At 65.5% G+C, this 19,273-nt stretch carries 21 protein-coding genes; 6 read left to right on the forward strand and 15 right to left on the reverse strand.

Features of this window, described 5'->3' with window-relative positions; all coding sequences use genetic code 11:
- Window positions 1-228 carry an RskA family anti-sigma factor gene (locus tag IEX78_RS15655; RefSeq protein WP_188829750.1) on the forward strand — a complete coding sequence of 76 codons (228 nt, stop codon included), beginning with the start codon at window positions 1-3 and terminating at the stop codon, window positions 226-228.
- Between the two features lie 65 nt (window positions 229-293).
- Here IEX78_RS15655 and groL read toward each other — a convergent pair whose 3' ends face one another.
- Both groL and groES read right to left on the reverse strand, forming a co-directional pair.
- Complete coding sequence (groL, locus tag IEX78_RS15660; protein ID WP_188829751.1) at window positions 294-1,901, reverse strand: chaperonin GroEL; 1,608 nt, start codon at window positions 1,899-1,901, stop codon at window positions 294-296.
- Window positions 1,902-2,001: 100 nt separating this feature from the next.
- Window positions 2,002-2,301 carry a co-chaperone GroES gene (gene groES, locus IEX78_RS15665; protein WP_188830228.1) on the reverse strand — a complete coding sequence of 100 codons (300 nt, stop codon included), beginning with the start codon at window positions 2,299-2,301 and terminating at the stop codon, window positions 2,002-2,004.
- A 362-nt stretch (window positions 2,302-2,663) separates the two neighbouring features.
- On the opposite strand from groES, the gene IEX78_RS15670 reads away from it, so the two are divergent.
- Window positions 2,664-3,947 carry an Hsp70 family protein gene (locus tag IEX78_RS15670; protein WP_188829752.1) on the forward strand — a complete coding sequence of 428 codons (1,284 nt, stop codon included), beginning with the start codon at window positions 2,664-2,666 and terminating at the stop codon, window positions 3,945-3,947.
- A 28-nt stretch (window positions 3,948-3,975) separates the two neighbouring features.
- Here the strand turns inward: IEX78_RS15670 and tsaD are convergent, their stop codons facing one another.
- The 7 genes from tsaD to IEX78_RS15705 all read right to left on the reverse strand — a co-directional run bounded on the left by tsaD (window position 3,976) and on the right by IEX78_RS15705 (window position 10,421).
- On the reverse strand, window positions 3,976-5,022 hold the full coding sequence (tsaD, locus tag IEX78_RS15675) for a tRNA (adenosine(37)-N6)-threonylcarbamoyltransferase complex transferase subunit TsaD (RefSeq protein WP_188829753.1): 1,047 nt from the start codon (window positions 5,020-5,022) through the stop codon (window positions 3,976-3,978).
- A complete protein-coding gene (gene rimI, locus IEX78_RS15680) occupies window positions 5,019-5,540 on the reverse strand; it encodes a ribosomal protein S18-alanine N-acetyltransferase (protein ID WP_188829754.1) in 522 nt (173 codons plus the stop codon). Before rimI ends, tsaD begins: the two co-directional genes overlap by 4 nt.
- Complete coding sequence (gene tsaB, locus IEX78_RS15685; RefSeq protein WP_188829755.1) at window positions 5,537-6,229, reverse strand: tRNA (adenosine(37)-N6)-threonylcarbamoyltransferase complex dimerization subunit type 1 TsaB; 693 nt, start codon at window positions 6,227-6,229, stop codon at window positions 5,537-5,539. Before tsaB ends, rimI begins: the two co-directional genes overlap by 4 nt.
- A 48-nt stretch (window positions 6,230-6,277) precedes the next feature.
- Window positions 6,278-6,730 (reverse strand): tRNA (adenosine(37)-N6)-threonylcarbamoyltransferase complex ATPase subunit type 1 TsaE, encoded by a 453-nt coding sequence (gene tsaE / locus IEX78_RS15690; RefSeq protein WP_373291600.1) that lies wholly within the window; start codon window positions 6,728-6,730, stop codon window positions 6,278-6,280.
- Entirely contained in the window at window positions 6,723-7,799 is a 1,077-nt protein-coding gene (locus IEX78_RS15695) for an alpha/beta fold hydrolase (protein ID WP_188829756.1), read from the reverse strand. Before IEX78_RS15695 ends, tsaE begins: the two co-directional genes overlap by 8 nt.
- Window positions 7,796-8,920, reverse strand: a complete 1,125-nt coding sequence (gene alr / locus IEX78_RS15700; protein ID WP_229684031.1) for an alanine racemase — start codon at window positions 8,918-8,920, stop codon at window positions 7,796-7,798. Before alr ends, IEX78_RS15695 begins: the two co-directional genes overlap by 4 nt.
- Before the next feature lie 61 nt (window positions 8,921-8,981).
- On the reverse strand, window positions 8,982-10,421 hold the full coding sequence (locus tag IEX78_RS15705) for a bifunctional ADP-dependent NAD(P)H-hydrate dehydratase/NAD(P)H-hydrate epimerase (protein WP_188829758.1): 1,440 nt from the start codon (window positions 10,419-10,421) through the stop codon (window positions 8,982-8,984).
- An 87-nt stretch (window positions 10,422-10,508) separates the two neighbouring features.
- On the opposite strand from IEX78_RS15705, the gene IEX78_RS15710 reads away from it, so the two are divergent.
- Entirely contained in the window at window positions 10,509-10,937 is a 429-nt protein-coding gene (locus tag IEX78_RS15710) for a cupredoxin domain-containing protein (RefSeq protein ID WP_188829759.1), read from the forward strand.
- A 4-nt stretch (window positions 10,938-10,941) separates the two neighbouring features.
- On the opposite strand, the gene glmS is transcribed toward IEX78_RS15710, so the two are convergent.
- Window positions 10,942-12,816: a glutamine--fructose-6-phosphate transaminase (isomerizing) gene (gene glmS, locus IEX78_RS15715; RefSeq protein ID WP_188829760.1), complete on the reverse strand. Its 1,875-nt coding sequence runs from the start codon at window positions 12,814-12,816 to the stop codon at window positions 10,942-10,944.
- A gap of 36 nt (window positions 12,817-12,852) precedes the next feature.
- Here glmS and IEX78_RS15720 point away from each other — a divergent pair, with 36 nt between their 5' ends.
- A complete protein-coding gene (locus tag IEX78_RS15720) occupies window positions 12,853-13,707 on the forward strand; it encodes a dienelactone hydrolase family protein (RefSeq protein ID WP_188829761.1) in 855 nt (284 codons plus the stop codon).
- A 20-nt stretch (window positions 13,708-13,727) separates the two neighbouring features.
- On the opposite strand, the gene IEX78_RS15725 is transcribed toward IEX78_RS15720, so the two are convergent.
- The 4 genes from IEX78_RS15725 to IEX78_RS15740 form a co-directional block, all read right to left on the reverse strand.
- Window positions 13,728-14,171 carry a hypothetical protein gene (locus tag IEX78_RS15725; RefSeq protein ID WP_188829762.1) on the reverse strand — a complete coding sequence of 148 codons (444 nt, stop codon included), beginning with the start codon at window positions 14,169-14,171 and terminating at the stop codon, window positions 13,728-13,730.
- A gap of 59 nt (window positions 14,172-14,230) precedes the next feature.
- Window positions 14,231-15,973 carry a hypothetical protein gene (locus tag IEX78_RS15730; protein WP_188829763.1) on the reverse strand — a complete coding sequence of 581 codons (1,743 nt, stop codon included), beginning with the start codon at window positions 15,971-15,973 and terminating at the stop codon, window positions 14,231-14,233.
- Window positions 15,974-15,981: 8 nt separating this feature from the next.
- A complete protein-coding gene (locus IEX78_RS15735) occupies window positions 15,982-16,311 on the reverse strand; it encodes a hypothetical protein (RefSeq protein ID WP_188829764.1) in 330 nt (109 codons plus the stop codon).
- A gap of 90 nt (window positions 16,312-16,401) precedes the next feature.
- On the reverse strand, window positions 16,402-16,710 hold the full coding sequence (locus IEX78_RS15740) for a DUF6802 family protein (RefSeq protein ID WP_188829765.1): 309 nt from the start codon (window positions 16,708-16,710) through the stop codon (window positions 16,402-16,404).
- 90 nt (window positions 16,711-16,800) lie between these two features.
- Here IEX78_RS15740 and IEX78_RS15745 point away from each other — a divergent pair, with 90 nt between their 5' ends.
- Window positions 16,801-18,462: an ABC-F family ATP-binding cassette domain-containing protein gene (locus IEX78_RS15745; protein ID WP_373291613.1), complete on the forward strand. Its 1,662-nt coding sequence runs from the start codon at window positions 16,801-16,803 to the stop codon at window positions 18,460-18,462.
- Window positions 18,459-18,884: a hypothetical protein gene (locus IEX78_RS15750; RefSeq protein ID WP_188829767.1), complete on the forward strand. Its 426-nt coding sequence runs from the start codon at window positions 18,459-18,461 to the stop codon at window positions 18,882-18,884. The genes IEX78_RS15745 and IEX78_RS15750 overlap by 4 nt, the downstream gene beginning before the upstream one ends.
- On the opposite strand, the gene IEX78_RS15755 is transcribed toward IEX78_RS15750, so the two are convergent.
- The gene (locus IEX78_RS15755; protein WP_188829768.1) at window positions 18,881-19,222 is read right to left on the reverse strand and encodes a hypothetical protein; all 342 of its coding nucleotides are present in this window, start codon (window positions 19,220-19,222) and stop codon (window positions 18,881-18,883) included. The genes IEX78_RS15750 and IEX78_RS15755 overlap by 4 nt on opposite strands.
- Window positions 19,223-19,273: the final 51 nt, after the last annotated feature.

A 19,273-nucleotide genomic window follows, 5' to 3' on the forward strand; every position in this document is an offset into this window, starting at 1 on the left:
ATGACCGACGCGCTCGTCGATCTCGCGCACGCCGTCGCGCTCGGATCGATCGACGACGAAGACCATCATGCTGTCGCGGAACTCATTAATAGTCCAGATACGTTGCTGCGCACCGAGTTTCAGCGCGAAGTTGACCGCACGCACGCGGCGCTCGCACAGTTGACACCCGAGGTCGCACCGCCGCCGCGCTTGCGTGCGGCCTTATTAGCCGCCATCGCCGCGGAGTAATTAGCAAGAAAGCCCGCCACCTCCGAAGGTGACGGGCTTTCCGGTTTTATCGGGCGTTCGCGCTTTTAGTGCGAGTGGCCGTGATGCCCGTGATCTTCTTCCTCAGCGGGCTTCTCGACGATCGCGCTCTCGGTGGTGAGGATCATCCGCGCCACCGACGCCGCGTTCACGACGGCCGAGCGGGTCACCTTGACCGGGTCAACGACACCCTCGGCGAGCAGATCGCCGTAGGTGAGGGTGGCAGCGTTGAACGCGCCGGGGCCTTCGGCCACCTTCGCGACGACGACGGCACCGTCGAGACCAGCGTTGGTCGCGATCCAGAACAGCGGGGCCTCAAGGGCCTTGCGCACGACCTCAACGCCGACGGCCTTGTCGCCTTCGAACGAGTCACGCAGCGCGTTCAGCGACTTCGCCGCCTGCACGAGCGCCGAACCGCCACCGGCGACGATGCCCTCTTCAACCGCGGCCTTGGCAGCGGCGACGGCATCTTCAACGCGGTACTTGCGCTCCTTGAGCGCGGTCTCGGTGGCAGCGCCAACCTTGATCACCGCGACGCCACCGGACAGCTTCGCAAGACGCTCTTCGAGCTTCTCGCGATCCCAATCCGAATCGGTCGCTTCGATTTCGCGACGCAGCTGCGCGGCGCGGGCGGCGATGTCGGCTTCGGTGCCAGCGCCGTCGATGATCACCGTGTTGTCCTTGGTGACGACGGTGCGACGGGCCTGGCCGAGCTGCTCAAGGGTGGCTTCGCGCAGCGTGATGCCCAGGTCGGGGTTGATCACGGTGCCGCCGGTGACGACAGCGAGGTCGTCGAGGAACGCCTTGCGACGGTCGCCGAAGAACGGCGCCTTCACCGCGACAGCCTTGAGGGTCTTGCGGATCGAGTTCACGACCAGCGTCGAAAGCGCTTCGCCTTCAACATCTTCGGCGATGATTAGCACGCCCTTGCCCGAGCCCGCGATCTGCTCAAGCAGCGGAAGCAGGTCGGGAAGCGACGAGATCTTGTCGCGGTGCAGCAGGATGTAGGGGTCCTCAAGGACGGCCTGCTGGTCTTCGGGATCAGTGACGAAGTAGGGCGAAAGGTAGCCCTTGTCGAACTGCACGCCCTCGGTGATGACGAGTTCGGTGTTGAGCGTCGACGACTCTTCGACGGTGACAACGCCGTCCTTGCCGACGGTGGTGAGCGCCTTGCCGACAAGCTCGCCGATCTCGGGGTCACGCGAGGAAACGGTGGCGACCTGCGCGATGGCCTCTTCGCCGGAAACCGGCTTGGCGGCGGCGAGCAGCTCTTCCGACACCTTCTCGGCGGCGGCGGCAATGCCCGCACCGAGGGTGATCGGGTTGGCACCAGCGGCCACGTTCTTCAGGCCGCCACGAACGAGCGCCTGCGCGAGCACGGTCGCGGTTGTCGTGCCGTCGCCAGCGACGTCGTTGGTCTTGGTCGCGACGCTCTTGACCAGCTGCGCGCCGAGGTTCTCGAAGGGGTCTTCGAGGTCGATGTCACGCGCGATGGTGACACCGTCGTTGGTGACGGTCGGGCCACCAAAGGCCTTCGCGAGCACCACGTGGCGGCCACGCGGGCCGAGGGTCACCTTGACGGCGTCGGCGAGCTTGTCGACACCGCGTTCCAGAGATCGCCGAGCCTTCTCGTCGAACTCAATCTGCTTCGCCATTGCGAATTCAGCTCCTGTGTGGGGTTTTTGGGGATTAACGCACTCCGCCCCGGGTCGGGAACCGACGCCGGGGCGAAAAGCATGAGCGGCCGGTTGGGGCCTACTTGGTCACGACTGCCAGGATGTCGCGCGCCGACAGGATGAGGTAATCCGCACCGTTGTACTTGATCTCGGTGCCGCCGTACTTGCTGTAGATGACGACGTCGCCTTCCTTGACGTCGACCGGGATACGGTCACCCTTCTCGGAGATGCGACCCTCGCCCACGGCGATGACGGTGCCCTCCTGCGGCTTCTCCTTGGCGGTGTCCGGGATGACCAGGCCGTAGGCCGTCGTCGTCTCGGCCTCGTTGGCCTGGACGAGGATCTTGTCCTCGAGCGGCTTAATGTTCACGCTCGCCACGTTGAGCCCTCCACTTTCAGGGGAATTGTCCAAGACTGTTGTCTCGGACCGGGTTTCGGTTCGCTTGCGACCCTGCGCTTCTAGCCCCGTCGTCGCGGGTGCCGGGACCCAATGCCCAGTGGTCGACTGGCACAAGCACAACTACCCAGTGCCGACTAGCACTCTATACGTGAGAGTGCCAGCGCTCAAGAGCGACGTGTGCCAACACGGTCCCAATCTCGCATTTCCGACACGCCCACCCTGCCGCGTGATCTTCCTATAACACAAGAGTATGAGTAACGTTCGCATAACATGCTGCGAAGGTTCTCCCAAGCGACACAGTGATTTTCCTGGCTGCCCTGAAATGTCCTCAGGAGGTGAACATGCGATCGGCCCTAGGCATCTCCGCAGGTAGTGACGTGGTGTGCTCGGCGGTGGTCACCGTCAGCGACACCGGCGAGCAGAGCTTCGACTATCGCGTCGTCTCGGCCGATCCCGCCCATTCCGATCTTGGTGATTTGGTCGCGTCGTCGATCGAGTTGATGACCACCGGCAACGGGGTTAGCACCGCGAAACCGAGCGCGGTCGCTGTCGCTTATCGGGATAAAGCTCAGGCTGAGGCGATTCGCGCGGCGACCACTCGCCGTCGTGGCGTTCGCCTTGTCACCGAAGCCGACGCTTCGCTGGCCTATCTGCGCGACACCGGGCTGCTCGCCCGCTACGCGACCATCGGGCTCATCGACATGGGCGCTTCCGGGCTCACCGTCACCGTCGCCGACACCGCCACCGGCGAGGTGCTGCACAGCGAGCGCGCGACGAGCCTCGGTGGCGTCGTCATCGACGAATTGCTGTGCCAGCACCTGATCGACCTCCACAGCGACCGGACAACCCGACCAAGCCGCGCCACCCTCACCAGCCGCGCGCGGGCCGCGAAAGAGCATCTGTCGATCGCGCCCGCCGTCAGCATCGACCACGGCGGCACGATGCCCCTTTCGATGACGCGCGGCGACTTCGACGAAATCATCGGCGGACTGCTGCGGAACATCGCGCGCTTCATCACCGCCGCGTTCACGCATTCGCCCACCTATCCCGACGCCATCGTCGTGATCGGCGGGTGCGCGAACATCCCGGCGGTCATCGACACCGTGCGGTTCCGTCGTCCCATCCCGGTGATCACCGTTGACGATCCAGAAGCAGTGATCGCGAAAGGTGCCGCGCTGCTTGCCCTTGACTTGCCGAGCGCGCCCGCACCTACGCCGCAGGACGCGCCGAACGGCACGCTCGCGAAGGCGATGGGGGTGCTGGCCGGAGTCACCGTCGTGCTGGGTCTGATCATTGGTTACGGCGTGCAGACAGTGCACCCCGATAACCATGACGTGTCCCCCGCTGGCACGTCTTCTACTGTGCGCCAAGGCATTTCGCCGATCCCGCCCCCGCCTACCTCGGTACGCGAGGCACCGACGCCAACATTGACCAACGCGCCACCGCCACCCCCGTCGTCACCGGACAGCCCGTCCGCGCCGCCGTCGTCGGCAAGCAGCGCGAGCCCGAGCGCTCCGGTCTCCGCAACGGCCCCGACGTTGCGCCCCGACCCGAACCTGCCGGAAATTCCCTACCCGTCACAGTCGTCATTTGGCCAGTTGGACGCGGGCTCGGGCGTTCGCTAGCGCCAGATTGTTTGCCCCACAGGGCGATTCAGCCCTGGAGCGCGCTCACCGACACCGGCAAGCCCGGGTCCGTCGCTACCGTCAACGCCGCGGGCTGCGCCCCAGCCGCGATCACATGCGCGCCGAGCGCCGCGATCATGACGCCATTGTCGGTGCACAGTCGCGGTTTTGGCACACGCAACGTGATTCCCGCCGCAGCGCAACGCTCTTCGGCGAGCGAGCGGATGCGTGAGTTCGCTGTGGCACCGCCGCCGAGCACAATCGTGTCGACGCCAACATCTTTGGCCGCGCGCACCGCCTTCATGGTCAGCACATCAGCGACGGCTTCTTGGAACGACGCGGCGATGTCGCTGATCGGCAGGTCGGCAGGCGAAACACCTTGGCGCTGAGCCGATTCGACGTAGCGGGCAACCGCGGTCTTCAAGCCGGAGAACGAGAAGTCATAGCGCGCGTCCTGCGGGCGGGTCATGCCGCGCGGGAACGCGATCGCGCGCGGGTCGCCATCCTGGGCCGCCGCGTCGAGGTACGGGCCGCCGGGGTAGCCGAGGCCGAGCAGTCGCGCGACCTTGTCGAACGCTTCGCCCGCCGCATCGTCGACGGTGCTGCCCAATTCGGTAATCGGCTGACCAAGATCAGCGACCTGCAACAGGTGCGTGTGCCCGCCGGAAACAAGCAGCGCGACAGCGGGCGGCAGCGGACCGTGCTCAAGCGTGTCGACCGCGACGTGTCCGCCGAGGTGGTTGAGCGCGTAAAACGGCACGTCCCACGCTGCCGCGTACGCCTTGGCAGCGGCGACGCCGACGAGCAGCGCACCGGCGAGACCTGGGCCGATCGTGACCGCGAGCGCGTCCGGCTTCTTGATGCCAGCCTGGGCGAGCGCGCGGCGCATCGCGGGGACGATGGCTTCCAAATGCGCGCGCGACGCGATCTCGGGAACAACTCCGCCGAAGCGCGCGTGCTGGTCGACGCTGCTCGCTACCTCGTCGGCGAGCAGGTCGAGCGTGCCGTCGTCGTTGCGGCGAACAATGCCCACTCCCGTTTCGTCACAGGAGCTTTCGATACCCATGACGATCACGAAAGCACCTCGTCGGTTCGCGCCCGCGCCGCCCACTCATCGGCGGCGATGGTGAGTTCGGGCCGTCGCATCGTGTACGCGTCGGCACCGCTCGGGTGGTAGTAGTTTTTGCGCAGCCCGATGATGTGAAAACCGTGCTTGGCATACAGCCCGATCGCGGGCTGATTGTCGGTGCGGACTTCAAGAAACACCGGACCGCCGCGTTCAGCGGCAGCCGCAAGCAGCGCTTCAAGCAGCAGCGTGCCGATGCCGCCGCGATGCGCGAGCGGGTCGACGCCGATGGTGTGGACCTCAGCTTCGGGGTGCTCGGCGTCGCCCAGCAGCGCGATGCCCGCGTACCCGACCATCGCGCCCGACTCGTCACGCGCGGTCAGGTAGCGATTGTGCGCGGCGGCCAGCTCCGAATGGAACGACACCGCCTGCCACGGATCGTCTTCGGGGAAAAGCAGGTGCTCAAGTTCGACGCAACGGTCGATGTCGGCTGGCGTCATCGGTGCGATCGAATACCGCCCGCTCATGCGCCACTCCGATCTAGGGTGCGGAAACTGTTCTCAACGGCATCTGGCCTGCGTAAATACAGCGGGACTAGCGGTTCAGGAGGAGCACCAGAGACTAGCGCGTCGGCGGCGACGCGCACCAATCCGGCTGGCGAAGGCGTCTCGCTCGGCAGGACGGGCAGGTCGAAAAAGTCGACATGGGCGGCCGATCCAGCGATCGCGACCGCATTGTCGGCGGGCACTTCGGCGGCGCGAATCACGTCCGGCCCGGCGACCCGTTCGCCGTTGAGGTAGCGCGCCCAGTACACCTCGCGACGACGCGCGTCGGTGACGACGAGCAGTTCGCCCGCTTCGCGCTGCTCAGGCGCGGCGTCGGCGGCGATCGCGTCGAGGCTCGACACCCCGTAGACCGGGAGGTCGAGCGCGTCGGCGAACGCGGCGGCCGTGGCCATGCCGACGCGCAGTCCGGTGAACGGGCCAGGCCCGATCCCGACGACCACAGCGTCGAGGTCTTCGCGCGCGACCCCGGCCTCAGTTAGACACTCAAGAATTTGCGGTGTGAGCACCTCGGCGTGCGCGCGAGCGTCGACTTTCACGCGGGCGGCGAGCGTGGTGATCACCGGCCGCGCATTCGCGTCGTCGGCAGGTGACAGATGCACCAATCCCGCTGTAACGGCGGGTGTCGCGGTGTCGACTGCTAATACGAGCATAATTGGGTCAACAATACCGGGTGGTATCGGCGCATGGTGCGCGCCCGCTCAAGCTCGCCCGTGCCATTCCCAGATCGCTGTTCGCACATCGGATTCCGGCTCGCGCGCGAGCTGCACGCGCAAGTGACGGTCCGAAAGGTGCTCAACCACGCCCTTACCCCACTCGACGACGACAACCGCGTGATGCAGGTCGGTGTCGAGGTCGAGTGCGTCGAGTTCATCAAGGTCGCCGCCAAGTCGGTAGGCGTCGACGTGCACGAGCGGGATGCCGGGCGTTCCGTCGGGGCGCGTGCCTGCGCGGTGGGCGCGGGCGATGATGAACGTGGGCGAGCTCACGCGACCAGCGACGCCAAGACCAGCGGCGATGCCCCTGGTCAGTGCGGTTTTTCCAGCGCCGAGCGGCCCGTCGAGCACAACGAGGTCGCCCGCGCGCAAGTCGTCGGCGAGCTCACGGCCGAAGGCCTCGGTGTCTTCGACCGTTGGCAAAATCCGTTCAGCCACCGACGGCCTCATTTCCAGCATCAGCGCCAACCCCGGCGCGTACGAGCAGTCGATCGAGTGCGTCGGTGACCTCGTCGGCGAACTGCAATTGCGGCATGTGCGCGGCATCGGCGACGCGCACGAGTTCGGCGCTGGGCAGTCGTTGCGCGAGCACGCGGGAGTTCACGAACGGAATCACCATGTCGTGTGCCCCGCCGAGCACGAGGACAGGAAGTTCGGCGAGCACGGGCAGCGCGGCGGACTCGTCATGCAGCCGGATCGCTTCAAGGAAGGCTTCGATGGTCTCGACGGGTGTGCGGTCGATCATCATCGTCGTGAAGCGCGAAAGGGTCGGGCTCACCGGGCCGTGGAACGAGCTCACGTGCAGGATCGGCGTCACGACGTGCTTGCTCGCGCGTCGCCCGAACCGAACGAGCGCGGGCGCGCTACGGACGGCGAGCCGGAACCCGTCAATCACCGGATGACTGAGTACCTGGGCGATCCCAGTCCCCGCTACCTCAGCGGCAGCAGTGCAGATCAATGCGACGCCGGCCACGCGCGAAGCGAAAAACTCCGGCGACTGCGCCGCTGCCGCGAGCAGTCCCATCCCGCCGAGCGAGTGCGCGACGAGGACAACCGGCCCGGTCGGCGCGGTCGCTTCGATCACCGAAACGAGGTCGCGTCCGAGCTGACCAACCGTGCACGATTCCGGCGTCGGCGCGCCCGAGCGACCGTGCCCACGCTGGTCGAAGAACACCATGCGCACACTGTCGCCCCAGCGATCGGCGAGGTCTCGGCGCTGAAAGTGGAAGGCCTCCATGGCATTACAGAAGCCGTGTACGAAGACGACTGTTACCTCGGCGTCGTCGGGACCGACCGTGCGCGTCGCCAGGGTGACCCCGTCGCTCGCGATCACGATGCCCGCAGGGTCATCGTCGAGCAGCGCGAAGTCCTCGTCGCGGTACTCGTCGCGTTCGGCGGGCCACAGCACCCGCGCGCCGATCCTGCGCAGCGCGTGAGCGGCGGCGAGCGCGCCGAGCACCCCGACCGTCGCGAGTCCGCCACGCATCGCGACCGAACGTCCGTTCATCGGTTTCCTCCGACGTGTCTGCGCTGGGTGCGGCCGCGTGGCGCGCACACGACCTCGTAGTCGATGGTGTCGAGCGTGCGTGCCCAGTCGAGCGCGTGTGGGTGACCCGCACCGCCGAAGAGCACCGCGGTGTCGCCAGCGCGCACGCCAGCCGGATTGTCACCAAGATCAACCATGAACTGGTCCATGCACACCCGCCCGACATTACGGTGCAGCGCGCCGCCGAGCGACACATCGAAACGCCCACTGAGCGAACGAAATACGCCATCGGCATAGCCAGCGGGCACGAGCGCGAGGGTGGTGTCGCGGTCGGCGATCCAGCGGTGACCGTAGGAAACCCCCTCGCCCGCGGCGACCTTCTTCACGAGCGCGACCTCGGCTTGGAATGTCATCGCCGGGCGTAGGCCGAAGTCGCCGAGGTCGGGAATCGGCGAAAGCCCGTAGACCGCGATACCGGGGCGGACCAGGTCGAAGTGCAGGTCAGGACGGGTAAGCGCGGCGGCCGAGTTGGCGAGGTGAACGAGTTCAGGTTCGAGGCCGTGTTCCTTCGCCTCGGCGATGGCGTCGACGAATCGAGCGCGCTGACGGTCGTTGAGCGGGTCGTCGGGCAGGTCCGACTGGGCCAGGTGGGAGAAGATCGCGCGAAGTCGGAGCGTGCCGTTGTCGACGCCTTCGCGTAGGGCGGCGAGCAACAATGGGTATTCGGTTGGGCTCGCGCCGTTGCGGTTAAGGCCGGTATCGACTTTGACCGAAACCGTCGCGCGTTTGCCCGCGTTTTCGGCGGCAGCACGGATCGCGTTGAGTTGCGCGACGGACGAAACGCCAAGCTCGACGTCAGCGTCAACGGCAGCGCGATAGTCGGCGTCGAGGGTGTTGAGCCACGCGAGGACGGGCGCGGTGATGCCCGCTCGCCGCAGAGTGAGCGCTTCGGCGATCGTGGTGACGCCAAGTTCACGTGCGCCCGCGTCGAGCGCGGCCCGAGCGACCTCGACCGCGCCGTGGTTGTAGCCGTCGGCTTTGACGACGGCCATGATCGCCGCACCCGGTGCGTGCGCCGCGAGCACACCGATGTTGTGGGCGATGGCGTCGAGGTCGATCACGGTCTCCACTTGCGAGCTCACGTGCTCATCTTCCCGTGTTGACCGTTTGGGCCCCTGGTTGGGGGCGTTATCGCCCAGCGATTCACTCACCGGCCAGTTCGCGCAGCACGCGGATCGCGGCGCGGAGGTGGTCGAGGAGGGCCATTGCCGAGATCGGCGCGGCTGCCGGTTGACCGTCGTACGCGGCAAGGTTCGCCGCTAGAGAATGGGCCCGCGCACCCGATGCGCATGCCCATGATGGGCTTTGACCTGCGGCGAGCAGCGCGCCGATGATGCCCGATAGGACGTCGCCGGAACCGGGCGTCGCGGCCCAGTCGCCGCCCGCTTCGTTCACCAATGTTGCTTCGCCAGGGGTCGCGATGATCGTCGCGCGGCCTTTCAACAACACCGTGACGCCCCATTCGTCGGCGAGCGCGCGAGTTGACGCGACACGATCCGTGCCAGGGGCGTGACCGGTCAGTCGCTCAAATTCGCCCGCGTGCGGGGTGAGCACGGTGGGTGCCTTGCGGTTGCGGACGAGCCCAGGTTCTGCCGCGACGACCGTGAGTCCGTCCGCGTCGACGAGCACCGGGAGGTCGGTGTCGAGCAGCTCGGCAAGGCGGTTGCGCGCGGCCTGTCCAGTGCCAGCGCCCGGCCCGAACACCCACGCCTGCACCCGACCGGTCCGCGCGATGGTCGCGCTCGCGACCGCTTCCGGGAACCGCGCGAGCACCTGGTCGTCGCTGCCCACGTACCTGACCATGCCCGACGTCGCGGTGACGGCGGCGCCCGTGCACAGCACGCCAGCGCCCGGATATTGCGCGCTGCCCGCACACACACCGACGACGCCTTGCGTGTACTTGTCATCGTGCGGTCCCGGCACGGGCCACTGCGCACCGATTGCCCACGGATCTAGTTGGGCGAGACCAGCTTCCGGTAGATCAAGACCGATGGGCACCAAAATCGTTCTGCCGCAATAGGGTGCGGCGAGCACGTGACACGGCTTGTATGCGCCGAAGGCCACGGTGACGTCGGCGCGAACGGCGGGCCCGTCAACCGCGCCGGTGTTGGGATCGACCCCGCTTGGCAAGTCCGCCGAGATAATCGGAACATCAATGGCCGCAACGATTTCCGCAGCAGCTGGCCTTAGTGGTCCACGCCCCGAAATGCCAACGATCCCGTCAACCACCAGATCAACATCATCGAACGCGTCAACAACCCGGCCGCCAGCGCGCCGAAACGCCGCGAGCGCAGCCGAATGCGCGCGCTCGGGATCAAGCAGAATCGCCTGCACCCCGACTCCACGCTTGCGCAGAAAAACCCCAGCCCAGAGTGCGTCGCCCCCGTTGTCGCCTGACCCGACGAGCAACCCAACGCGCGAACCCGTCACCGACCCGGTCACCGCGAGCAATTCGTCAATCACCACCGCGGCGAGCCCGTACGCGGCCCGTCGCATCGGCATACCGTCGGGCACCCGCGTGAACAGGTCCGCCTCGGCCGCACGTACTTCGTCGGCCGTGTAGTACTCACGCCGATCAGCCATCGTCGCCTCCAGCCGCGTCTTGATTCGGTGGCCTGGCAGGGCGAACCGCTGTCCCCGCGCGCCGTTCGCAGACTACGCTTCGGACCCATGTCGATGGTTCGTCACCGCGCCGCGTCCGTTCGAGTTGTCACCGCTGGACTCGTCGTTGTCGCCACCCTGTTCGCCGCTGGATGCTCTGGGGATTCCGGCAAACCTGCCGCCGAAACCACCCGCAAGCCGCGCCCGTTAGCAACAACCACATCGCAAACGCCGCATCCTGCCGCCGCGCTCACCGTCGACGTCACCGACAACAAGTTCTCCCCCGCCGACGCGACGATCAAAGTCGGCGAAACGGTGACCTGGAAGTTCAACGACAAGGTGCCCCACAACGTCCAGGGCATCGGCGACAAGGCGATGGGCATCAACAGCCCGATCATCGACAAGGGCGAGTGGTCCCACACCTTCACCCAGGCGGGGACCTACCGCTACCTCTGCACCTTGCACCCGAGCATGCGCGGCTCAATCACCGTGCAGTAGTGCACTATTCGACCGTGACCGACTTCGCCAGGTTGCGCGGCTTGTCAACGTCGTAGCCAAGTGTCTGCGCGATCTCGGCGGCGAAAATCTGCAACGGGACCGTGGAAAGCAACGGCTGGTACAGCGTCGGCACTGCCGGAATTTCGATCAGGTCGTCGGCGAACGGGCGAACGGTGTCGTCGCCTTCTTCGGCGATCACGATCGTGCGCGCGCCACGCGCCTGAATCTCGCGAATGTTGCTGAGCAGCTTGGAATGCAGCACCGCGCGACCCTTCGGCGACGGCATCACCACAATCACCGGCAGGCCATCTTCGATGAGCGCGATCGGGCCGTGCTTGAGCTCGCCCGCCGCGAAACCTTCCGCGTGCAGGTAGGCGAGTTCCTTGAGTTTGAGTGCGCCTTCGAGAGCGACCGGGTAGCCAACGTGGCGACCGAGGAAAAGGACCGTCGGCACGTGCGCGAGTTCGCGTGCGATGGCCCGAACCTTGGGCGCGGATTCGAGAACACGGCTGATCAGCGCGGGCATCGACTCAAGTTCGGCGAACTCGCGCGCGACCTCGTCGGGGTACTTCGTGCCGCGCGCCTGCGCAAGGGCGAGGCCAACCAGGTAATTCGCCGCGATTTGGGCGAGGAATGCCTTGGTTGACGCGACACCGATCTCAGGACCGGTACGCGTGTAGATCACCGCGTCGGCTTCGCGGGGAATCTGCGCGCCGTTGGTGTTGCAGATCGCGAGAACGCGCGCCTTCTGCTCCTTGGCGTGACGAACCGCTTCGAGCGTGTCGGCGGTTTCGCCCGACTGCGAGATCGCGACGACGAGGGTCGAGCGGTCAAGCACCGGGTCGCGGTAGCGGAATTCCGAAGCGAGTTCCACCTCGACCGGCACGCGCGTCCAATGCTCAATCGCGTACTTCGCAAGCAGCCCAGCGTGATACGAGCTGCCACACGCGACGACGAACACCTTGTCGAACTCGCGCAGTTCCTGATCGGTGAGGCGCTGCTCGTCGAGGACGATGCGGCCGCCCTGCTCATCGACAACGAAATGCCCAATCAGGGTGTCGGCGATGGCCGTTGGCTGCTCTTCGATTTCCTTGAGCATGAAGTAGTCGTGCCCGCCCTTTTCGGCGGCGGCCAAATCCCAGTCGATGGTGAACGGCCTGCTCACGACACCGGCGGTGTTGCCGAAGAAGTCGGTGACGGTGTAGCCATCGGCGGTGATCACGACGGCCTGATTCTGGCCAAGCTCAACGGCTTCGCGGGTGTATTCGATGAACGCGGTCACGTCCGAGGCGACGAACATCTCGCCGTCACCAACACCGACGACGAGCGGCGTCGACTGTCGTGCGGCGACGATCGTGCCCGGATGATCGGCATGGGTGAAGACCAGCGTGAACGCGCCTTCAAGCCGCTGCAGCACCGAGAGGACGCTGCCGGTGAAGTCGCCAGCGGTCGGGCCTTCGGCGTACGCGCGGGCGACGAGATGCACCGCGACCTCGGTATCGGTGTCGCTGAGCAGTTCAATGCCCGCGTCCTCAAGCTCGCGACGCAGCGGCGCGAAGTTCTCGATGATGCCGTTGTGGACAACGGCGAACTTGCCCGACGGGTCGCGGTGCGGGTGCGCGTTGCGGTCGGTCGGGGCACCGTGGGTCGCCCACCGGGTGTGACCCGTGCCAGCAGCGCCAGCGAAATGGCCTGTTTCGGCGAGTTCCGCTTCCAAATTGGCAAGGCGACCAGCCTTGCGCTCAACCGCGATCGACCCATTTCCGTCGAGGATCGCCACCCCAGCGGAGTCGTACCCGCGGTACTCCATCCGGCGCAACGCGTCGACAACAACGTCGAGCGCGTCGCGGTAACCGACGTATCCCACGATTCCGCACATGGTTCTTCACCCTACTAATCGGATAGTCTTCTCGCCGTGTCGGCGTCTGTGAAATCGCTCTTGAGCACCCTGTCCGTGCGCGGCCCGCATCGCGTACTTCGCGGCAATCTAGCCATCGCGGGGCTGCCTGGCGTGATCTTCACGCCCGAAACCGGACGTGACCTGCCCGCTGTCGCCTTCGCGCACAGCTGGTTGACCAGCGCCGACAACTACAAAGGGCTACTCGAACACCTCGCTTCCTGGGGTTTCGTCGTTGCCGCGCCCGACACCGAGCGCGGGCCGATTCCGTCACATCTTGAGCTGGCGACCGACTTGCTCACCACGCTCGACATCGTCACCAAGGTCCGCCTGGGCGACGGCACGATCAGCGTGCATCCCGATCGACTCGTGCTCGCAGGCCACGGCATGGGCGCTGGTTGCGCCGTTATCGCCGCAGCTCAGCGGTCGGTCGCCGCTGTGACCGCGCTGTTTCCCGCGCCGACGTCACCGAGTTCGGTGAAGCTCGCCGCCCAAATCGACACGCCCGGCCTCGTACTTGTTGGTGACGATCTCGACTCGGCGAATTCTGACGCGCGCGCTCTCGCCGCCGACTGGGCTGGCCCGGTGATCCTGCGTCAACTCGACGGCGCAGGTCACAACGGCATCATCGAAGGCCGCCGCCTTTTCGCCGCGCTTGGCGCTGGTCACTACGAGTACAAGGTCGACAAACTCACGCGCGGCCTGACCACCGGTTATCTGTTGAACACCGTGCTTGGCGACAAGCGCTACGCCGCTTTCGCCGACCCTGAGGCTGAAATCCCGAACACCAAGGTGATTGACGCGCACGATGAGCCGGAAACCGAAACCCCGAAGCTGACGATCGGCACCGTCGCAAAACTGTTGCGTAAGTAGCGCTTTCGACGCCGCGTGCCCTATTCCAGCCAAGCTGAGCGGCGGTAGTACTCGGTTTCGGCGTCGTAGTCGCCGTCGCTGGGAGTGGCGACGGAACGCGCTTCGCGTGCCGCTCTCGCTCGGGCGATCGCGGTGCGGATCTCAGCCTGCTGTTGCTGTTCTGGGGTGAGCGTCGGGTCGACTACGGGTGCTGGTTCGACCGCCGTCGCCGGGGCTGGCTGCCATCGGAACGGTTCGGCCGGGGTCACGAATTCTGCTGGAACATCTTGCTGGACAGGTGCTTCCGGAATCTCCGGCTCGGCATCGGCCTCGCGCAGTTCACGCAAGCGGTCGATGGCCCGTTGCGCGACGTCCTCTGCGGCCTGGGCGCTGCGTCGGTTGATCTGCTCGATGTCTTCGGAAAGCTGAGCAGACCGCCGCCGCGCTTCAGCCGCGATCTGCTCGATGTCGGCCGCGTAATCCACGATGGGTCATTCTTCCGGGCGCGGGATGATCGTGCGCGCGGTGGGGGTAAGTCGTGCGCTCACAGCGGTCCCGCCTCCGCTAGTTCCGCGCCGGTGTCGGGTACGGCGGCGACCGGGTGGTCCTGGACCGTTGGGCGATGTTCGCCGTCCTGGCCCTGGTTCGGTATCGCCGCGCCCGGCATTCCGGCACTCGGAGCGGGGCTTGGGCCGGTGGTCGCCCCACCCGCGCCCGTTTCAGGCTTGCCGGTACCCGTATCGCTCGTGACCGGCGTGTTCGACAGGTCAGGGGTCTTGGGATCGGTGGGTGTCGCGACGGACGCGTCGCGTGACCCGCCATCGCCGAGCCCAGCTTCACCCTTACCTGAGCCCAATGTTGGTGTGCCCGTACCATTTCCACCATTGGCATCGGCGCCTTCACTCTTTGACGCGTCGGTGTCAGTGACGATCACCGGCACGCCGTGCTCATCGAGAGTCAAGCGGTACTGCGCCGACTGCCCGTCGGTTCCGGTCGCGGTAAGCGAAAGCCCGTCTGGCCCTGGATCAATCGTGACGGTGGTGCTCCCCAGTTGGAACGAGGCTTCGCCACCGGCGAGTAGGTTCCCCGCTTGTTCGGAAATCTCGGCAATCGCGGAAGAGATTGCGGTACTTGCCGATTCGAGCGCGGAGGTGAGCGTGCTGCTGAGTTCACTGGTCAGCGTGTCGGAAATCGTGTCGCCCAGGGAGCTGAGGGTGGAAGTGAGCGTGTCCAAGACGCTGGTCGACGTGTCGTCGGTGGTCGTCGTCTTGTCGCCAGTTGTCGTTTTCGGAGTGCCGGTGGTGGTAGCTGGGGTTGTGGTGTCGCTGGGCGACGTGGTTGTCCCCTTGTTCCCGGTCGAAGTGTCTTTGCTGCCAGTGTCTTTGCCGCCGGTGTCGGTGTTGGCCGGAGCAGTGGGGTTCCCACCCCCGTTCCCGTTGCCGTTGAGCGTCGACTTGTCCGAGTCCGGTTTTCCGGCGGGAGCATCCGACCCGCTCACCGACGGGTAATGCCGCGAACCCTGCGGAATCGCGTCTGCTGCGGTGTTGATCCCAGCAAATGATCGCTCGATGGCATCTTTCGTCGTTGTGCACTGCTCGCGGAACGTGCGCTCTTTGGCTTCGAAGTCCTTTTTGAAGACCGTCGTAAGCCAGTCGTCACAGATTCCTTTGACCGCATCGAGGAATCCTTGTGTTCCATTCGCATTCTTAGTGAGGTCCTCGACGTCCAGCTGTCCAGTATCCGAGCGATGACCGGTGAGTTTGCTCTGCAGCATGATCGACGGCAGCGTCCCGCTTGACTTACCGGCGATCACTTGCTCAACTTCTGCAGCCGACAGCCCAGCTACGGTCGGGAACGGTCCGCTAACCAATCCTTTGACCGTGGTTGCTTTCGCGGCAATAAGTCCCGGGAACTCCGTCGCGGCCTTGTTCACGGACGTGGCCAGGGCATTGACCAAATCCCGATCGCCCGAGGCCAGAGACGCGATCTTGGTCAAGGTGCCCGCCGCCGCCTCAGCCGCGTTGCCCTTCCACCCATTCGAAAAACCCTTAGCGACGGTTTCCTGCGTCCCGATGTTGCTGGTGGCGGTGGAAACGACTTGTCCAAGTGCCGTCGACATCGCACTCAGCGACGCGAGATTCATCTCACGCTCCGTGTCATACAGCTGGCAGAGTGCGAGATAGTCGAATGCGCCGCCAAATGCCCGAGCGTAAAGCGGCCCGAACAATTCGAAATATCGCAGCCCGCTTGTGCCCTCGTTCAACAACTCATCAGCGGTCTTAGTCACGAGCCCACCTACTTCCCACCAGGTGCGATGCGGTCAAGGCTCGCAGCGGAAGCTGAATCGACATCGGTGTATTCGACCGTTGCCTTGCCGATCGCCGCCGAGAGGCCCTCGCTCGCGCTAGCCCACACCTTGACCCAATCAACTACGCGGTCCAGCGCTCGATCGAGCTTCTCACCGCTCGCGGCATAAGCCCGCCCGGCATCTTTGGCGGCCCAGGTGAGCACGGCTACCTGTTTGCCCGCCGTTCGTATACCGGTGACCGTGCCATCAAGGTCGCGCCTAGACGCATCGGCCGCAGCCTTGTTGAACGCGACCTCACCGGAAAACTTCTCGCCCATCCCGCCCCTCCACTCCAGCCCCGATATTGCCTTCTACTTACCTTCGACGCACCAACCCGGCATCCGGTTCCCAACTTAGGTAAATCACTTTCACGAACCCAATTTCCCCTGGTCAGTTCGATGCCACTCCGACGTCCCGTCGGGGTTGCGGCGGAATTCCCATGCCGCGTAGTCCCCGTCTTTCTCGACAACGGTCACGTGGTCGGCGAAGCCGTCGTGGTCGTAGTCCGACCACACTTCGGTGCCGTTCGGCGTCGAGTGGCTGTAGCTGTCGGCGATCCCGTCACCGCTGATGTCGACGGTGGGGTGCGCTAGTTCGACTGGTCCAAGATCATGCAGGTTCGATCCGGCCTCGATGTGGGGAAGCCCAATGCCGGAGAATTCGCCTGAGGTGACCATGACTCCTCCTTCGCGTTGGGGGCCCATCCTGTCATCCCGACACCGGGCGCGGGAACCCCAAGCCCGAACTTGTCACCCATGCCCGGCAGAATGTCGCAGGTGAGCACCACATTGCACGCAAGCGGCCTTTCTGCTGGCCACGCCGAACGCACCCTCTTCGCCGACCTCGATCTCACCCTCGCGCCGGGCGATGTGATCGGGCTGGTCGGGGTGAACGGCGCGGGCAAGTCCACTTTGCTGCGCATGCTCGCCGATGGCACGCCTGAGGAGGGCACCATCAGTTTGAGTCCGCCGGACGCCACCGTCGGGTATCTCGCGCAGGAACCTGAGCGTGTCGAAGGCGAGACGGTACTCGATTTCCTTTCGCGCAGAACAGGAGTCGCGCAGGCGCAACGCGAAATGGACGCGGCCGCCGAGCGGCTTGGCACCAGCGAAGTCGACGATTACACCCCTGCCCTTGAGCATTGGCTCGCCCTTGGTGGTGCCGACCTCGACCAACGCGCCGAGGAAGTCGCCGCCGAACTCGGCCTCACCGAAACGCTGGCTTCGGGCCTCGAAACCCCGATGACCGGCCTGTCCGGTGGTCAAGCCGCGCGCGCTGGTCTCGCGTCAGTGCTGTTGTCGCGCTTCGACATTCTGCTGCTCGACGAACCAACAAACGACCTCGACCTTGCCGGCCTTGAACGTCTGGAACGTTTCGTGAGCGGCGTCCGCGTTCCGCTCATGGTGATCAGTCACGATCGAGAGTTCTTGGCGCGCACCGTAAATGGTGTGCTTGAGCTCGACCTCGCCCAACAGCAGACCGCCTTTTACGACGGCGACTACGACGCCTATCTCGCTGAGCGCGATATCGCCCGTCGCCACGCCCGCGAGGCGTACGACGAATTCGCTGACACCAAAGCAGGTTTGGAAGCGCGCGCCCAAATGCAGCGCAACTGGCTTGAGCACGGCGTCCGCAACGCGCGCCGCAAAGGCAAGAACGATTCCGACAAGATGGGCCGCAAAACCCGCGCAGAGTCGACCGAGAAGCAGGCGGCGAAAGCGCGCCAAACGCAACGTCGCATCGAGCGCCTTGATGTGGTTGAAGAGCCGCGCAAGGAATGGGAACTGCGCATGGAAATCGCGTCGGCCCCGCGCAGCGGCAACGTGGTCGCCACGGCAACCAATGCCACGGTCACGCGCGGCGAGTTCACCCTTGGCCCCATCAGCACCCAGATCGATTGGGCCGACCGCATCGTCCTGACCGGCGGAAATGGGTCGGGGAAGTCCACGTTGCTCAGCTTGCTGCTCGGCAAACTCACCCCCGACACCGGCGCGGCCGCGCTCGGTTCGGGCGTCGAAATCGGCGAGGTCGACCAGGCACGCGGCCTGTTTCGAGGCGACGAAACCCTCGTCGACACCTTCAGCAAGGCCATGCCCGAGTGGCCCGATGCCGACGTGCGCACCCTGCTAGCCAAGTTCGGTCTACGCGGCCCGCACGTCACGCGCGCCTGCGACACGCTCTCGCCCGGTGAACGCACCCGCGCCGCCCTCGCGCTCTTGCAAGCGCGTGGCGTGAACCTGCTCGTGCTCGACGAACCGACCAACCACCTCGACCTCGCCGCGATCGAACAACTCGAAAGCGCGGTCGAATCCTTCACGGGGACACTCGTTTTGGTGACGCATGACCGTCGGATGCTGGATTCTGTGCGAGCGACCCGTCGCTGGCACATGTCCGACGGCCAGCTCACCGAAAGGAACGCCACCGCATGACGCTCGGCCTAGACACTCGCATCACCCTGCTCATCACGGGCGTCATCTTCCTTGCCGCACTGGCGCTCGGCGTGTGGAAATACTCCGGCATGCGCACCTCACTCAAAGGCGCGCCGCACCCGTACGTCGACATCGCCCATCGCGCCGCGCTGATGTACGCCTTCGCGGGCGTGCTGCTTGCGGTCTTCACCGAGCTGAGCGCTTGGCCGACGGCAGTGAACCTGGCCGCCGACGTGGTTGTGCTCGCGTTCTTCATCGGTGCCATCGCCAGCTACGCGTGGCACGGCTGGCGACGCGACACAACGAACCAGTTTTCCGGCATGATCAGCACCGAGTTGAAGCTGGCGATGTACGCGCTAATCGTTGGCGAAATCGGCGGCTTCGCCGTGCTTTTCAGCGGGTTTATCGTCGGCCAGTTCTAGAAAAGCGTGATCGAATTACCCAGCGCGAAGCCAAAAGACCCAGCGCAGAACGTGATGAGCAGAATCGCGACGACCGCGATGAACCCGCGCGAGCGCGGCATTCGCGGCAGCACGGGCAGATGGAAGCCGCGCTCTGGTTCGGGCTCTGCCGCCGAAAGTCGGTGGCCGTAGCCCTCGTCGTAAATGGGCGTTGTTGGCGAATACCCTTGCGGCACTTGGTCGCAACCCGGGCGACCACACGCGCCGCCACAGCGGTGCGGGGCTTGATCGGTGTATTCCCCATACTCCGAGTACTCGGAGTAGTCGTCCGGCTCGGGATAGCGGGCAGGCAACGACACAGCGATCGTCCCCCTTCAATCATGCTGCGCACCAAAGCGATTAAGCGGCGG

This window comes from Nocardia camponoti (assembly GCF_014646135.1).
In the GTDB taxonomy this organism is placed as follows: Bacteria; Actinomycetota; Actinomycetes; order Mycobacteriales; family Mycobacteriaceae; genus Nocardia; species Nocardia camponoti.

Bases quoted from the DNA above. Each gene is read 5' to 3' on its own strand.
- IEX78_RS15740 (WP_188829765.1), bottom strand. From the start codon at position 16,710: ATGGTCACCTCAGGCGAATTCTCCGGCATTGGGCTTCCCCACATCGAG.
- IEX78_RS15705 (WP_188829758.1), bottom strand. From the start codon at position 10,421: ATGGCTGATCGGCGTGAGTACTACACGGCCGACGAAGTACGTGCGGCC.
- tsaB (WP_188829755.1), bottom strand. From the start codon at position 6,229: ATGCTCGTATTAGCAGTCGACACCGCGACACCCGCCGTTACAGCGGGA.
- IEX78_RS15735 (WP_188829764.1), bottom strand. From the start codon at position 16,311: ATGGGCGAGAAGTTTTCCGGTGAGGTCGCGTTCAACAAGGCTGCGGCC.
- IEX78_RS15670 (WP_188829752.1), top strand. From the start codon at position 2,664: ATGCGATCGGCCCTAGGCATCTCCGCAGGTAGTGACGTGGTGTGCTCG.
- IEX78_RS15695 (WP_188829756.1), bottom strand. From the start codon at position 7,799: ATGAACGGACGTTCGGTCGCGATGCGTGGCGGACTCGCGACGGTCGGG.
- groL (WP_188829751.1), bottom strand. From the start codon at position 1,901: ATGGCGAAGCAGATTGAGTTCGACGAGAAGGCTCGGCGATCTCTGGAA.
- glmS (WP_188829760.1), bottom strand. From the start codon at position 12,816: ATGTGCGGAATCGTGGGATACGTCGGTTACCGCGACGCGCTCGACGTT.
- rimI (WP_188829754.1), bottom strand. From the start codon at position 5,540: ATGAGCGGGCGGTATTCGATCGCACCGATGACGCCAGCCGACATCGAC.
- IEX78_RS15750 (WP_188829767.1), top strand. From the start codon at position 18,459: ATGACGCTCGGCCTAGACACTCGCATCACCCTGCTCATCACGGGCGTC.
- IEX78_RS15655 (WP_188829750.1), top strand. From the start codon at position 1: ATGACCGACGCGCTCGTCGATCTCGCGCACGCCGTCGCGCTCGGATCG.
- IEX78_RS15745 (WP_373291613.1), top strand. From the start codon at position 16,801: ATGTCGCAGGTGAGCACCACATTGCACGCAAGCGGCCTTTCTGCTGGC.
- IEX78_RS15710 (WP_188829759.1), top strand. From the start codon at position 10,509: ATGTCGATGGTTCGTCACCGCGCCGCGTCCGTTCGAGTTGTCACCGCT.